The 13,169-nt window shown below is 65.4% G+C and carries 14 protein-coding genes; 1 reads left to right on the forward strand and 13 read right to left on the reverse strand.

All coding sequences use genetic code 11. From position 1 onward, the window contains the following. Positions 1-67: 67 nt before the first annotated feature. The 13 genes from FHW81_RS21880 to ccoN (FHW81_RS21940) all read right to left on the reverse strand — a co-directional run bounded on the left by FHW81_RS21880 (position 68) and on the right by ccoN (FHW81_RS21940) (position 12,270). Positions 68-751 carry a sulfite exporter TauE/SafE family protein gene (locus FHW81_RS21880; RefSeq protein WP_023090664.1) on the reverse strand — a complete coding sequence of 228 codons (684 nt, stop codon included), beginning with the start codon at positions 749-751 and terminating at the stop codon, positions 68-70. Then, positions 744-953, reverse strand: a complete 210-nt coding sequence (gene ccoS, locus FHW81_RS21885; RefSeq protein ID WP_003087273.1) for a cbb3-type cytochrome oxidase assembly protein CcoS — start codon at positions 951-953, stop codon at positions 744-746. Before ccoS ends, FHW81_RS21880 begins: the two co-directional genes overlap by 8 nt. Then, complete coding sequence (locus FHW81_RS21890; protein ID WP_003119076.1) at positions 932-3,367, reverse strand: heavy metal translocating P-type ATPase; 2,436 nt, start codon at positions 3,365-3,367, stop codon at positions 932-934. The genes ccoS and FHW81_RS21890 overlap by 22 nt, the downstream gene beginning before the upstream one ends. Beyond that, complete coding sequence (locus FHW81_RS21895; RefSeq protein WP_003159982.1) at positions 3,364-3,903, reverse strand: FixH family protein; 540 nt, start codon at positions 3,901-3,903, stop codon at positions 3,364-3,366. Before FHW81_RS21895 ends, FHW81_RS21890 begins: the two co-directional genes overlap by 4 nt. Before the next feature lie 11 nt (positions 3,904-3,914). Then, a complete protein-coding gene (ccoG, locus tag FHW81_RS21900) occupies positions 3,915-5,330 on the reverse strand; it encodes a cytochrome c oxidase accessory protein CcoG (RefSeq protein ID WP_003087288.1) in 1,416 nt (471 codons plus the stop codon). 217 nt (positions 5,331-5,547) lie between these two features. Continuing rightward, entirely contained in the window at positions 5,548-6,504 is a 957-nt protein-coding gene (gene ccoP / locus FHW81_RS21905) for a cytochrome-c oxidase, cbb3-type subunit III (RefSeq protein ID WP_003087292.1), read from the reverse strand. Further along, positions 6,501-6,686 carry a CcoQ/FixQ family Cbb3-type cytochrome c oxidase assembly chaperone gene (locus FHW81_RS21910; RefSeq protein WP_003087298.1) on the reverse strand — a complete coding sequence of 62 codons (186 nt, stop codon included), beginning with the start codon at positions 6,684-6,686 and terminating at the stop codon, positions 6,501-6,503. Before FHW81_RS21910 ends, ccoP (FHW81_RS21905) begins: the two co-directional genes overlap by 4 nt. A gap of 5 nt (positions 6,687-6,691) precedes the next feature. Further along, a complete protein-coding gene (gene ccoO / locus FHW81_RS21915) occupies positions 6,692-7,303 on the reverse strand; it encodes a cytochrome-c oxidase, cbb3-type subunit II (RefSeq protein WP_003087303.1) in 612 nt (203 codons plus the stop codon). A 14-nt stretch (positions 7,304-7,317) separates the two neighbouring features. Next, a complete protein-coding gene (ccoN, locus tag FHW81_RS21920; RefSeq protein ID WP_003087306.1) occupies positions 7,318-8,745 on the reverse strand; it encodes a cytochrome-c oxidase, cbb3-type subunit I in 1,428 nt (475 codons plus the stop codon). Between the two features lie 364 nt (positions 8,746-9,109). Next, complete coding sequence (ccoP, locus tag FHW81_RS21925; protein WP_003087308.1) at positions 9,110-10,036, reverse strand: cytochrome-c oxidase, cbb3-type subunit III; 927 nt, start codon at positions 10,034-10,036, stop codon at positions 9,110-9,112. Further along, entirely contained in the window at positions 10,033-10,218 is a 186-nt protein-coding gene (locus FHW81_RS21930) for a CcoQ/FixQ family Cbb3-type cytochrome c oxidase assembly chaperone (protein ID WP_003087314.1), read from the reverse strand. Before FHW81_RS21930 ends, ccoP (FHW81_RS21925) begins: the two co-directional genes overlap by 4 nt. Positions 10,219-10,223: 5 nt before the next feature. Beyond that, positions 10,224-10,832: a cytochrome-c oxidase, cbb3-type subunit II gene (gene ccoO / locus FHW81_RS21935; protein ID WP_003087318.1), complete on the reverse strand. Its 609-nt coding sequence runs from the start codon at positions 10,830-10,832 to the stop codon at positions 10,224-10,226. 10 nt (positions 10,833-10,842) lie between these two features. Then, on the reverse strand, positions 10,843-12,270 hold the full coding sequence (gene ccoN, locus FHW81_RS21940; protein ID WP_003087322.1) for a cytochrome-c oxidase, cbb3-type subunit I: 1,428 nt from the start codon (positions 12,268-12,270) through the stop codon (positions 10,843-10,845). A 187-nt stretch (positions 12,271-12,457) separates the two neighbouring features. Between ccoN (FHW81_RS21940) and FHW81_RS21945 the strand changes: the two genes are divergently transcribed. Continuing rightward, positions 12,458-13,090, forward strand: coding sequence for an alpha/beta hydrolase family protein (locus FHW81_RS21945; RefSeq protein ID WP_010794001.1), 633 nt, complete (start codon positions 12,458-12,460; stop codon positions 13,088-13,090). Positions 13,091-13,169: the final 79 nt, after the last annotated feature.

The following is a 13,169-nucleotide window of genomic DNA, read 5'->3' on the forward strand; positions in this document are numbered from 1 at the left end:
CTGTTGATTTGTATCAAGCGGGTGAATGTATACAGGATGTGTCGCCCGATGTTGGGACGGGCGTCCGTCAATGCCCCATCAGCCAGGCCTGGTGCGGTCCTGGGAGGGTCCAGAGGCCGAAGAGGATGACCATCAGGCCGCCCACGATGCGTACGCCGCGACGGCGCAGCAGGGCGGTCACCCGTTCGGCGGCCACGCCGGTGGCCAGCAGAACCGGCCAGGTGCCGAGGCCGAACGCCAGCATCAGCAGCGCGCTGTCCAGTGCCGATCCCTGGCTGGTGGCCCAGAGCAGGGTGCTGTAGACCAGCCCGCAGGGCAGCCAGCCCCAGATCGCTCCGAGCAGCAGGGCCCGTGGCAGGCTGGAGACCGGCAGCAGGCGCCGGGCGAAGGGTTCCAGGTGGCGCCAGAGGCCGCGACCGAGCGCCTCGACGCGGGTCAGGCCGCTCCACCAGCCGGCCAGGTAGAGTCCCATGGCGATCAGCAGCAGCCCGGCGACCACCCGCAGCGCGCCGGCCAACGGGGTGCGCGCCACTGCCCAGCCGGCCAGGCCGAGCAGCAGGCCGGCGCAGGCGTAGCTGAGGATGCGGCCGAGGTTGTAGGCCAGCAGCAGGCGCAGACGACGGCCGCGCTGTTCGGCGGGAATAGCCAGGGTCAGGGCGCCCATCAGGCCGCCGCACATGCCCAGGCAGTGGCCTCCCCCGAGCAGGCCGAGGATCAGCGCGGAAACCAGCAGCGGCGCCAGTTCAGCCACGCGGTCGGTCCTCGGGTTTCGACGGCTTCTCCGCTTCGTCGACGCCGGCCTGGTGCTTCGGGTCTTCGTCGTCGAAGAGAATGCTGTGGGCGGGGCCGTCGAGATCGTCGTACTGGCCGCTGTCCACCGCCCAGAAGAACACGTAGATGGCGATGGCGACGATGACGATCGCGACGGGGATCAGGATGTAGAGCGCGGCCATACGGACCTCGGCGAAGGGATTCGGGTCAGCCGCAGGGCGTTGACCACCACCAGCAGCGAACTGACCGACATGCCGATCGCCGCCCAGCCCGGGGTGATCCAGCCGAGCGCGGCGAAGGGCAGGACCAGGCCATTGTACAGGCTGGCCCAGGCCAGGTTCTCGATGATGATATGGCGGGTGCGGCGCGCCAGCCGGAAAGCCTGCACCAGGCTGTCCAGGCGGTTAGACAGGAGCACCGCGTCGGCGCTGGTCTTGGCCAGGTCGGTGGCGCTGCCCATGGCGACGCTGATGTCGGCACCGGCGAGCACCGGTACGTCGTTGACTCCGTCGCCGAGCATCAGCACCCGGCGGCCCTCGCCGTGCAGGCGTTCGAGCATGGCCAGCTTGTCGTCCGGGGTCAGGCCGCCGCGGGCTTCGTCGATGCCCAGTTCGGCAGCGACGCTGGCGACCATCGGCGAGGCGTCACCGGATAGCAGGAGGGTGCGCCAGCCGCGCGCCTTGCAGGCGGCGAGCAGGGCGGGGGCGTCGCTGCGCAGGCGGTCGTCGAGACCGAACCAGGCCAGCGGTCCCTGCTCGTCGCCGAGCAGCAGCCACTGTCCGGAGTCGCCGGGCATCGCGGGCGTGGCGCTGCCGCCCAGGTTGCTGACGAAGGCGGCCTGGCCGATGCGCAGGCGGCGGCCTTCCACCAGGCCTTCGAGGCCCAGTCCCGGATGGCTTGCGACGCTGTCGGCGGCCTCCGGCGCACGGCCGAAGGCGCGGGCGATGGGGTGTTCGGAACGGTTCTCGAGGGCGGCGGCGAGGGCCAGGCAGCGATCCGCGTCGAGATCGCGCAGGGGTAGCACCTGCTTGAGCGTCAGGCGGCCTTCGGTGAGGGTGCCGGTCTTGTCGAAGATTACCGTGTCGATGTGGTTCAGCCCTTCCAGCACGTGCCCGCGCGTGATCAGCAGGCCGAGCTTGTGCAGGCTGCCGGTGGCCGCGGTGAGCGCGGTGGGCGTGGCCAGCGACAGGGCGCAGGGGCAGGTGGCGACCAGCAGCGACAGCACCACCCAGAAGGCGCGCTGGTGGTCGACCTGCCACCACAGCGCGCCGACCGCTGCGGCGACCAGCAGGACGATGAGCAGGAACCACTGCGCCACCTTGTCGGCCAGTTCCGCCAGGCGCGGCTTGTCCGCCTGGGCGCGTTCCAGCAGGCGGACGATGGCCGACAGGCGGCTGTCGTCGCCAAGGGCGCCGACCTCGACGGTCAGCGGCCCCTCGACGTTCAGGGTACCGCCGGTGACGGCGTCGCCGGCCTGGCGTGGATGGGGCAGGTACTCGCCGGTGAGCAGCGACTCGTCGACGCTGGACTGGCCGTCGAGGATCACTCCGTCGGCCGGCAGCACGGCGCCTGGCGGTACCAGTACGCGGTCGCCGACGCGCAGTTCGCTGAGCAGGATGCGCTCGCCCTGGTTGGCGGCGTCCAGGCGCAGGCAGGACGCCGGCAGCAGGTTGACCAGTTGCGCGGTGGAGGCGGCGGTGCGCTCCCGCGCGCGGCGTTCGAGGTAGCGGCCGGCGAGGAGGAACAGGGCGAACATGCCGACCGCGTCGAAATACAGCTCGCCCTGGCCGGTGATCGTCGACCAGATGCCGGCGACGTAGGCGCCGCCGATCGCCAGCGACACCGAGACGTCCATGGTCAGGTGGCGGGTGCGCAGGTCGCGCAGGGCGCCACGGAAGAACTGGCCGCAGCAGTAGAAGACGATCGGCGTGGTGAGGATCAGGCTGACCCAGCGCAGGATGCGGTCCATGCCGGCGGAAAGGTCGAGGTTGAATTCCGGCCAGGTCGCCATTACCGCCATCATCACCTGGATCCACAGCAGCCCGGCGACACCGAGCTGGCGCAGGGCGTGACGGTTCTCCATGGCCAGGCGCTCGGTGGCGCGGTCGGGTTGGTAGGGATGGCCGGCATAGCCGATCTGGCGCAGTTCGCCAAGCAACTGGCTGAGCGGCAACTGGCTGTCCTGCCAGCGCACGTGCAGGCGATGGTTGGACAGGTTGAGCCGCGCCTCGGCCACGCCAGGCAACTGGCGCAGGTGCTTCTCGATCAGCCAGCCGCAGGCGGCGCAACTGATGCCTTCGATCATCAGGCTGGTTTCCGCCAGCTCGCCCTCATGGCGGACGAAGCCGCGCTGTACGTCCGGGCGGTCGTAGAGCTGCAACTCTTCGCTGAGCGCCTTGGGCAAGGCTTCGGGATTGGCGGCGTTTTCGCTGCGGTGCCGGTAGTAGCTTTCCAGGCCGCCGGCGACGATGGCCTCGGCCACCGCCTGGCAGCCCGGACAGCACATGGCCCGCGTCTCGCCGAGCACGCGGGCCTCGAAGCGGCTGCCGGCGGGGACCGGCAAGCCGCAGTGGTAGCAGGGCAGGGGGGCGCTCATGGGCGCTTCGCTTCTGCTCCCTGGAGCGGTTCGTCACCCAGCTCCATGACCACGGTCGGCGATACCACCTCTTCCTCGAACAGGCGCCACTGGCCGCTGCCTTCCTGGCCGAGCAGTTCGACGAAGCGACGGCCCTCGACGGCGTCGGTCAGTTGCCCGACGTAGCGCTCGCGGTCGGAGTTGCTGCGCAGCAGCTCCACGCGGCGGTCCTTCTCCGGCTGGGTCGGCGAGATCAGGTTGAGGGTGAGCTGATCCGGACGGCTGTTGCCGGTCAGGCGCACTTCGACTTCGCCGGTCAGGTCGTCGACCTTGACCTTGGCGTGGACTTGCAGGCGTACGGCCAGGTTCTCGCGTTCCAGGGAGCGGTTGATGCCCTTGCCGGCCTCGTAGTAGTTGTCGGTGACCAGGGTGTCCTGGTTGCGCACCGCGATGGTGACCAGGCTCAGCCCGAGCACCACCGAGGTCGCCAGGAGGGCCACGATGAACCAGGCCCAGAAGTGTTTGTACCAGGGTTGAGGGTGGGTCTCGGACTGCATGCTCAAGTTACTCAACGGGTGCGTGGGCCAATGAAGCGACTCTTCGCTTCTTTATGGATGCTCGGGTCGTCGGCCGACTCGATGGTGAAGACGATCTCGTTGGTGGTCGAAGGCAGCTTCTCCGGCTCGATGGACAGTTCCATCGGCAGGTTGAGGATGTCGCCCGCCGCCACCTTCAGCTCGCGCCGGCCTTCCAGGGTCAGGCCTTCGAGGCCCTTGGCGCCGAGGATGTAGGTGTGGTCCTGCTGATCCTTGTTCATGATCTTCAGGCTGTACACGTTCTCGATGCGGCCGAGTTCGTTCTCGCGGTAGAGCACGCGGTCCTTGCTGACGTCGAAGCCGACCAGCGGGCGCAGGACCACCGCGGTGATCAGGGCGGAAATCATCAGCACCAGTGCGATGGCGTAGCCGATCAGGCGCGGCCGGGCCAGGTGGGTCTTCTGGCCGTTGAGGTTGTGCTCGGTGGTGTAGCTGATCAGCCCTTTCGGGTAGTTCATCTTCTCCATGATGCTGTCGCAGGCGTCGATGCACGCGGCGCAGCCGATGCACTCGATCTGCAGGCCGTCGCGGATGTCGATGCCGGTCGGGCAGACCTGCACGCACATCGTGCAGTCGATGCAGTCGCCCAGGCCCTGGGCCTTGTAGTCGAGGGACTTCTTGCGCGGGCCGCGCTTCTCGCCGCGACGCGGATCGTAGGAGACGATCAGGGTGTCCTTGTCGAACATCACGCTCTGGAAGCGCGCGTAGGGGCACATGTAGATGCACACCTGCTCGCGCAGCCAGCCGGCGTTGCCGTAGGTGGCCAGGGTGAAGAAGCCGACCCAGAAGTAGGCCCAGCCGTCGGCCTGGCCGGTGAGCAGCTCGGGAATCAGCTCGCGGATCGGCGAGAAGTAGCCGACGAAGGTCAGGCCGGTGACCAGGCCGATCAGCAGCCACAGGCTGTGCTTGGCGGTCTTGCGCAGCAGCTTGTTGCCGCTCATCGGAGCCTTGTCCAGCTTGATGCGCTGGTTGCGGTCGCCTTCGGTGACCTTCTCGCACCACATGTAGATCCAGGTCCACACGCTCTGCGGGCAGGTATAGCCACACCAGACGCGACCGGCGAACACGGTGATGAAGAACAGGCCGAAGGCGCAGACGATCAGCAGCCAGGAAAGCAGCATGAAGTCCTGCGGCCAGAAGGTGGCGCCGAAGATGTAGAACTTGCGCTCGGGTAGGTCCCACCAGACGGCCTGGCGGCCGCTCCAGTTGAGCCAGACGGTACCGAAGTAGAGGAGGAAGAGCGCCGCACCGCCCACCATGCGCAGTCGGCGGAAGATACCGGTGAAGGCCCGGGTGTAGATCTTCTCGCGCTTGGCGTAGAGATCGTTGTTATTGGTGTCGCCCTTGGCAGGCGGGGTGACGTCTTGAACGGGAATCTGTTTGCTCATCAGTGCGTACCACGGCAGTGGGGGGCGCCCGGCCGGTACATGCCGACAGGGTCAGAAAATAGTTGCACGCCTACTGATTATACGCCTGATCTATCAGGCTTTTTGCGGTAACTGTGCGACTTTTGGTCGCGTATTGTCCCATTCGCGCTTTTCTTTTGCACAAAATAAAACGGCGCCGGGGTTGCCGGCGCCGTCTGGGTCGTGGGGGAGGGAGCGCTTATTCGGCGCTCTTCTCGCCGTGCGACAGGCTGTATACGTAGGCGGCCAGCAGGTGCACCTTGTCGTTGCCCAGGTGTTCCTGTTGCGCCGGCATCACACCCTGGCGACCGTAGCGGATGGTCTGCTGCAGTTGCGCGAAGCTGGAGCCGTAGATGAACGCGCCGGGGTGGGTCAGATCGGGAGCGCCCATCGCCGGGGTGCCCTTGCCTTCCGGACCGTGGCAGGCGACGCAGGTGGTAGCGAAGACCTGCTTGCCGGCCTCGATGTCTGCCTTGGCGCCTTCCGGCAGCTTACGGCCATCCATCTGGGTGAGGACGAAAGCGGCGACGTTCTTCACGCCTTCCTCGCCGATCACTTCACCCCAGGCCGGCATGGCGGCGTGGCGGCCAGCCATGATGGTGGTCTTGATGGTTTCCGGCTCGCCGCCCCAGCGCCAGTCGGCGTCGGTCAGGTTGGGGAAGCCGTAGGCGCCCTTGGCGTCGGAGCCGTGGCAGATCGAGCAGTTGGAGGCGAACAGGCGACCGCCCATTTTCACCGCCTGCGGATCCTTGGCGACTTCCTCGATGGGCATCGCGGCGAACTTGGCGAAGATCGGGCCGTATTTCTCGTCGGCCTTGGCCATTTCCTTTTCCCACTGGTGGACGCCGGTCCAGCCTTTTTCCTTGTCGGCGAATTCGTCGGCGGACTGGTAGCCCGGCATCAGGCCTTTCCAGGTGCCCAGGCCCGGGTACAGGGCCAGGTACCCCACGGCGAACACCAGGGTGCCGACGAACAGCATGAACCACCACTTCGGCAGCGGGTTGTCGTACTCCTCGATGCCGTCGTAGGAGTGGCCCACGGTCTCGTCGGTGGTGCTGCTGCGCTGGCCCTTGCGGGTGGCGAAGATCAGCCAGGTCAGCGCCAGCAGGGTGCCGAGGGTGAGAGCTGTAATGTACAGACTCCAGAAGGTCGTCATTCTTTGTTACTCCTAGAAGCTTGCTCGACGTGCTTTTTGGCTTCGGGATCGTCTGCGAAGGGCAGCATCGTCGCTTCGTCGAAGCTCTTCTTGCGTTTGCCGCTGTAGGCCCAGATCACCAGACCGATGAAGGCGACCATGATCACCACGGTGCCCAGTCCACGCAGAGTCCCGATATCCATCACACTCACCGTTTGCTCTTGATAGAGGTTCCCAGGCCTTGAAGGAACGCCACCAGGGCGTCCATCTCGGTCTTGCCCTTCACGGCTTCACGTGCACCGGCGATGTCCTCGTCGGTGTAAGGCACGCCCAGCTTGCGCAGGACTTCCATCTTGGTGGCGGTGTCCTTGCCATCAAGCTTGTTCTCTACCAGCCACGGGTAGGCAGGCATCTTCGACTCGGGCACCACGTTGCGCGGGTTGTACAGGTGCGCGCGGTGCCAGTCGTCGGAGTAACGGCCGCCGACGCGGGCCAGGTCCGGGCCGGTACGCTTGGAACCCCACAGGAACGGGTGGTCCCAGACGCTTTCACCGGCGACCGAGTAATGGCCGTAGCGTTCGGTCTCGGCACGGAACGGACGGACCATCTGCGAGTGGCAGCCGACGCAGCCTTCGCGGATGTAGATGTCGCGACCTTCCAGTTCCAGGGCGGTACGCGGCTTCATGCCTTCGACCGGGGTATTGGTCACGTCCTGGAAGAACAGCGGAACGATCTGGGTCAGGCCGCCGATGCTGACGGCGATCACCATGAAGATGGCCAGCAGGCCGACGTTCTTCTCGAGTATTTCGTGGTTCTTCATTTACGTCGGGCTCCTCAGGCGATCTGCGCGGCGGCTTCGTATTCGGCCGGCTTGGCAGCACGCACGGTGCGCCAGGTGTTGTAGGCCATCAGCAGCATGCCGGTGAGGAAGAAACCACCGCCGATCATGCGCACGATGAAGCCCGGGTGGCTTGCGACCAGTGCTTCAACGAAGGAGTAGGTCAGGGTGCCGTCCTCGTTGACCGCGCGCCACATCAGGCCCTGGGTGATGCCGTTGACCCACATCGAGGCGATGTACAGCACGGTACCGATGGTGGCCAGCCAGAAGTGCGCGTTGATCAGACCGATGCTGTGCATCTGCGGACGGCCGAAGACTTTCGGGATCAGGTGGTAGAGCGAGCCGATGGAGATCATCGCCACCCAGCCGAGGGCGCCGGCGTGCACGTGGCCGATGGTCCAGTCGGTGTAGTGGGAGAGGGCGTTGACGGTCTTGATCGCCATCATCGGGCCTTCGAAGGTGGACATGCCGTAGAAGGCCAGGGATACCACCAGGAAGCGCAGGATCGGGTCGGTGCGCAGCTTATGCCAGGCGCCGGAGAGGGTCATCATGCCGTTGATCATGCCGCCCCAGCTCGGTGCCAGGAGGATCAGCGACATCACCATGCCCAGCGACTGCGCCCAGTCCGGCAGCGCGGTGTAGTGCAGGTGGTGCGGGCCGGCCCAGATGTACAGGGAGATCAGCGCCCAGAAGTGGACGATGGACAGGCGATAGGAATAGACCGGACGCTCGGCCTGCTTGGGCACGAAGTAGTACATCATGCCGAGGAAGCCGGTGGTCAGGAAGAAGCCCACGGCGTTGTGCCCGTACCACCACTGGACCATCGCATCGGTGGCGCCGGAGTAGGCGGAGTAGGACTTGAACCAGCTCACCGGCAGCGACATGTGGTTGACGATATGCAGCATCGCCGTCACCAGGATGAAGGCACCGTAGAACCAGTTGCCCACATAGATGTGCTTGACCTTGCGCTTGACGATGGTGCCGAAGAACACGATCGCGTAGGTGATCCAGACGATCGCCAGGAGGATGGCCAGCGGCCATTCCAGTTCGGCGTATTCCTTGGAGGTGGTGAAACCCTGCGGCAGGGTCAGCACGGCGCCCACGATCACGGCCTGCCAACCCCAGAAGGTGAAGGCCGCCAGCGTGTCTGAAATCAGTCGGGCTTGCGAGGTACGTTGCACCACGTAGTACGAGGTGGCGAAGAGGGCGCACCCACCGAAGGCGAAGATCACCGCGTTGGTGTGCAGGGGGCGAAGGCGGCCGAAGCTCGTCCACGGCAGGTCGAAGTTCAATTCGGGCCATACCAGTTGGGCGGCGATCAGGACACCGAGACCCATTCCAATGACCCCCCAGACCACCGTCATAACGGCGAACTGGCGGACCACCTTATAGTTATAAGCAGTCTGACTGATTGCTGTGCTCATGCTAGGGGTTCCACGGTTAATGGACTTTTTTAGGGACAAAAAATCGGCGGCAAGTATGGAGAAAGCGGGTGGGCATTGCAACGCGCCAGGCCAGGGGCGACGCCAGTTTGATGCCTGCTTCAGAGCGCTTTCCAAGGCGGCCGTATGGCTTTTTGGCGCTATCCGGGCGAGTGGGTTCGGCCGGTGAAGTTAGGTGTCCCGTCGCTCTGCCGGAGAGGGACGAATGCAGAGCAGCTTAGACGCGATTGAAAAGGAAGGGTAGGAAAGGCGTCCGCTGGTGCGACACTTCGTCGCGCCGCCTGGGACTAAGGTCTGAGACCGGGGGAAGGACCCGCGCCCGGGAGGGCGCGGGTGGGGGGAGGGGTCAGTTGCTGCCCTGGTTGTGCGACAGGTTGTAGATGTAGGCGGCCAGGATGTGCACCTTTTCCTTGCCCAGGTAGGGCTCTTGGGCCGGCATCTGGCCCTGGCGGCCATGGCGGATGGTTTGTTGGAGCTGGGCGTAGCTGGAGCCGTAGATGAACGCGCCGGGGTTGGTCAGGTTCGGCGCGCCGACCAGGGCGGTACCCTTGCCTTCCGGGCCGTGGCAGGCGACGCAGTTGACCGAGAAGATCTGCTTGCCGGCCTCGACGTCGGCCTTGGTGCCTTCCGGCAGCTTCAGCCCGGCGAGTTCGGTGCGGACGTAGGCGGCGACGTTCTTCACCCCGTCTTCGCCGAGGATGTCGCCCCAGGCCGCCATGATCGCGTGGCGACCGCCGAGGATGGTGGTCTCGATGCTCTGCGGGTCACCGCCCCAGCGCCACTCGTTGTCGGCCAGGTTGGGGAAGCCGAGGGCGCCCTTGGCGTCGGAACCGTGGCAGATCGAGCAGTAGGTGGCGAACATGCGGCTGCCCATCTTCATGGCGTGCTCGTCCTTGGCCACTTCCTCGATGGGCATGGCGGCGTACTTGGCGAAGATCGGCCCGTACTTCTCCTGGGCGATGTTCATCTCGCGTTCCCACTGCTTGTCCTGGGTCCAGCCGCCCTCGTAGCCCGGCAGCACGCCTTTCCAGTTACCCAGGCCCGGGTACAGGACCAGGTAGCCGACGGAGAAGACGATAGTGCCGATGTACAGCATGAACCACCACTTCGGCAGCGGGTTGTCGTACTCCTCGATGCCGTCGTAGGAGTGGCCCATGGTCTTTTCGGTAGTACCCTTGGCCTCGCCCTTGCGGGTGGCGAAGACCAGCCAGAGCAGGGCGATCAAGGTACCGACGGTAAGAGCTGTGATGTACAGACTCCAGAAGGTGGTCATTCTTTGTTACTCCTAGAAGCTTGCTCGACGTGCTTTTTGGCTTCGGGATCGTCTGCGAAGGGCAGCATCGTCGCTTCGTCAAAGCTCTTCTTGCGTTTGCCGCTGTAGGCCCAGATCACCAGACCGATGAAGGCGACCATGATCAGCAGCGTGCCGAGTCCTCGCAGCGTCCCGATATCCATTGCCGTCACCGTTTGTTCTTGATCGAGGTGCCGAGCACCTGCAGGTAGGCGACCACGGCATCCATTTCGGTCTTGCCTTTCAGCGAGTCCTTGGCGCCCTTGATGTCTTCGTCGGTATAGGGCACGCCGAGGGTGCGCATCACTTCGAGCTTCTTCTCGATGTCCTTGCCGTCGAGCTTGTTCTCCACCAGCCACGGGTAGGCCGGCATCTTCGACTCGGGCACCACGTTGCGCGGGTTGAACAGGTGTGCGCGGTGCCAGTCGTCGGAGTAGCGGCTACCGACGCGGGCCAGGTCCGGACCGGTACGCTTGGAACCCCACAGGAAGGGGTGGTCCCAGACGCTCTCGCCGGCCACCGAGTAGTGGCCGTAGCGTTCGGTTTCGGCGCGGAACGGACGGATCATCTGCGAGTGGCAGCCGACGCAGCCTTCGCGGATATAGATGTCGCGGCCTTCCAGTTGCAGCGCGGTATAGGGCTTCATGCCTTCGACCGGGGTGTTGGTCACGTCCTGGAAGAACAGCGGCACGATCTGGGTCAGGCCGCCGATGCTCACGGCCACGGCCATGCATAGCGCCAGCAGGCCGACGTTCTTCTCGAGTATTTCGTGTTTCATGCTCGGCTCCTCAGGCGATCTGTGCGGCGGCTTCGTATTCGGCCGGCTTGGCGGCACTGACGGTGCGCCAGGTGTTGTAGGCCATCAGGAACATGCCGAGCAGGAAGATGAAACCGCCGAGCATGCGCACGATGAAGCCGGGGTGGCCGGCGGCCAGCGCTTCGACGAAGGAGTAGGTCAGGGTGCCGTCCTCGTTGACCGCGCGCCACATCAGGCCCTGGGTGATGCCGTTGACCCACATCGAGGCGATGTAAAGCACGGTACCGATGGTGGCCAGCCAGAAGTGCGCGTTGATCAGGCCCAGGCTGTACATCTTCTCGCGGCCGAAGACCTTCGGGATCAGGTGGTAGAGCGAGCCGATGGAAACCATCGCGACCCAGCCGAGGGCGCCGGCGTGTACGTGGCCGATGGTCCAGTCGGTGTAGTGGGAGAGGGCGTTGACGGTCTTGATCGCCATCATCGGGCCTTCGAAGGTGGACATGCCGTAGAACGCCAGGGACACCACCAGGAAGCGCAGGATCGGGTCGCTGCGCAGCTTATGCCAGGCGCCCGAGAGGGTCATCATGCCGTTGATCATGCCGCCCCAGCTCGGCGCCAGGAGGATCAGCGACATCACCATGCCCAGCGACTGCGCCCAGTCCGGCAGCGCGGTGTAGTGCAGGTGGTGCGGGCCGGCCCAGATGTACACCGCGATCAGCGCCCAGAAGTGGACGATGGACAGGCGGTAGGAGTAGACCGGACGCTCGGCCTGCTTGGGCACGAAGTAGTACATCATGCCGAGGAAGCCGGCGGTGAGGAAGAAGCCCACGGCGTTGTGCCCGTACCACCACTGGACCATGGCGTCGGTGGCGCCGGCGTACAGCGAGTAGGACTTGGTGAAGGTCACCGGCAGCTCGAGGTTGTTCACCACGTGGAGCATGGCGACGGTGAGGATGAACCCGCCGAAGAACCAGTTGCCCACATAGATGTGCTTGACCTTGCGCTTGACCAGGGTGCCGAAGAACACCACCGCGTAGGCGACCCAGACCACCGTGATCAGGATGTCGATCGGCCATTCCAGCTCGGCGTACTCCTTGGACGAGGTGTAGCCCAGCGGCAGGCTGATGGCGGCCAGCAGGATCACCAGTTGCCAGCCCCAGAAGGTGAAGGAGGCGAGGGTGTCGGAGAACAGTCGCACCTGGCAGGTGCGCTGCACCGCGTAGTAGCTGGTGGCGAACAGTGCGCAACCGCCGAAGGCGAAGATCACCGCGTTGGTGTGCAGCGGGCGCAGGCGGCCGAAGCTCGTCCACGGCAAGCCGAAGTTCAGGTCGGGCCATACCAGCTGGGCGGCGATCAGGACACCGACGGTCATGCCGACGATGCCCCAGACCACGGTCATGATGGCGAATTGGCGGACCACCTTGTAGTTATAGGCGGACTCTGGGTTAGTGGTGCTCATGCTATGGGCTTCCATCCACGGTTATACGCTATGGCTTTTTCCGGCAGTTGGGATGCCGGGCGTCCCCCCATTGGGGCTGGTCTAATTGGCGTAATTAGCGAGAGGAAGCATGGATAATGGGGCGTTATGAAATATTGATCGGGATCAATTGGCTTCCCGACCCCCACTGCATACGAGGTGTGGCAAGTTGTCGCTGAAATGGAACCGCCCGGCCGGCTCGCTGTCGGCCACCCTGATTCTTGCCCATGGCGCCGGGGCGCCGATGGACAGCCCGTTCATGGAGCGCATCGCCGAACTGCTCGTCGCCCAGGGCATCGCCGTCGCGCGCTTCGAGTTTCCCTACATGGCCCAGCGCCGCGAGGACGGCCGCAAGCGTCCGCCGAATCCGCAGGCGCAGTTGCTCGACTGCTGGCGGCGAGTCCATGCGCAGGTCCGCGAGACCCTGGACGGGCCCTTGGCCCTGGGCGGCAAGTCGATGGGCGGGCGCATGGCCAGCCTGCTGGCCGACGAGCTGGGCGCGGATGCCCTGGTCTGCCTCGGCTACCCGTTCTACGCCGCCGGCAAGCCGGAGAAGCCGCGGGTCGCGCACCTCGCCGGGCTGCGCACGCCGACCCTGATCGTCCAGGGCGAGCGCGACGCCCTGGGCAACCGCGAGGCGGTGGCGGGCTATGCGCTGGCGCCGACGATCCGCCTGCACTGGCTGGCCGCGGCGGACCACGACCTCAAGCCGCTGAAGGCCTCCGGCCTGACCCACGAGCAGCACCTGGCGGCAACGGCGCGGGAGGTGGCCGGCTTCCTTCGCGGGCTCCAGGGCCATTAACGGTTCCTTAAGGCATCCCCTCATAAGCTGCGGCGCAACCACCCTCGCATCGAGGCGTGGGCGACTGACTTCTCTGAGG

Origin of the sequence: Pseudomonas sp. RC10-4-2 (assembly GCF_050433085.1) — a bacterium.
Taxonomy (GTDB): domain Bacteria; phylum Pseudomonadota; class Gammaproteobacteria; order Pseudomonadales; family Pseudomonadaceae; genus Pseudomonas; species Pseudomonas aeruginosa.

Coding starts and splice junctions, on each gene's coding strand:
- FHW81_RS21895 (WP_003159982.1), bottom strand. CDS start 3,903: ATGCAGTCCGAGACCCACCCTCAACCCTGGTACAAACACTTCTGGGCC.
- ccoN (WP_003087322.1), bottom strand. CDS start 12,270: ATGAGCACCACTAACCCAGAGTCCGCCTATAACTACAAGGTGGTCCGC.
- ccoO (WP_003087303.1), bottom strand. CDS start 7,303: ATGAAGAACCACGAAATACTCGAGAAGAACGTCGGCCTGCTGGCCATC.
- FHW81_RS21910 (WP_003087298.1), bottom strand. CDS start 6,686: ATGGATATCGGGACTCTGCGTGGACTGGGCACCGTGGTGATCATGGTC.
- ccoP (WP_003087292.1), bottom strand. CDS start 6,504: ATGACGACCTTCTGGAGTCTGTACATTACAGCTCTCACCCTCGGCACC.
- FHW81_RS21890 (WP_003119076.1), bottom strand. CDS start 3,367: ATGAGCGCCCCCCTGCCCTGCTACCACTGCGGCTTGCCGGTCCCCGCC.
- FHW81_RS21930 (WP_003087314.1), bottom strand. CDS start 10,218: ATGGATATCGGGACGCTGCGAGGACTCGGCACGCTGCTGATCATGGTC.
- ccoO (WP_003087318.1), bottom strand. CDS start 10,832: ATGAAACACGAAATACTCGAGAAGAACGTCGGCCTGCTGGCGCTATGC.
- ccoP (WP_003087308.1), bottom strand. CDS start 10,036: ATGACCACCTTCTGGAGTCTGTACATCACAGCTCTTACCGTCGGTACC.
- ccoG (WP_003087288.1), bottom strand. CDS start 5,330: ATGAGCAAACAGATTCCCGTTCAAGACGTCACCCCGCCTGCCAAGGGC.
- ccoN (WP_003087306.1), bottom strand. CDS start 8,745: ATGAGCACAGCAATCAGTCAGACTGCTTATAACTATAAGGTGGTCCGC.
- ccoS (WP_003087273.1), bottom strand. CDS start 953: ATGGCCGCGCTCTACATCCTGATCCCCGTCGCGATCGTCATCGTCGCC.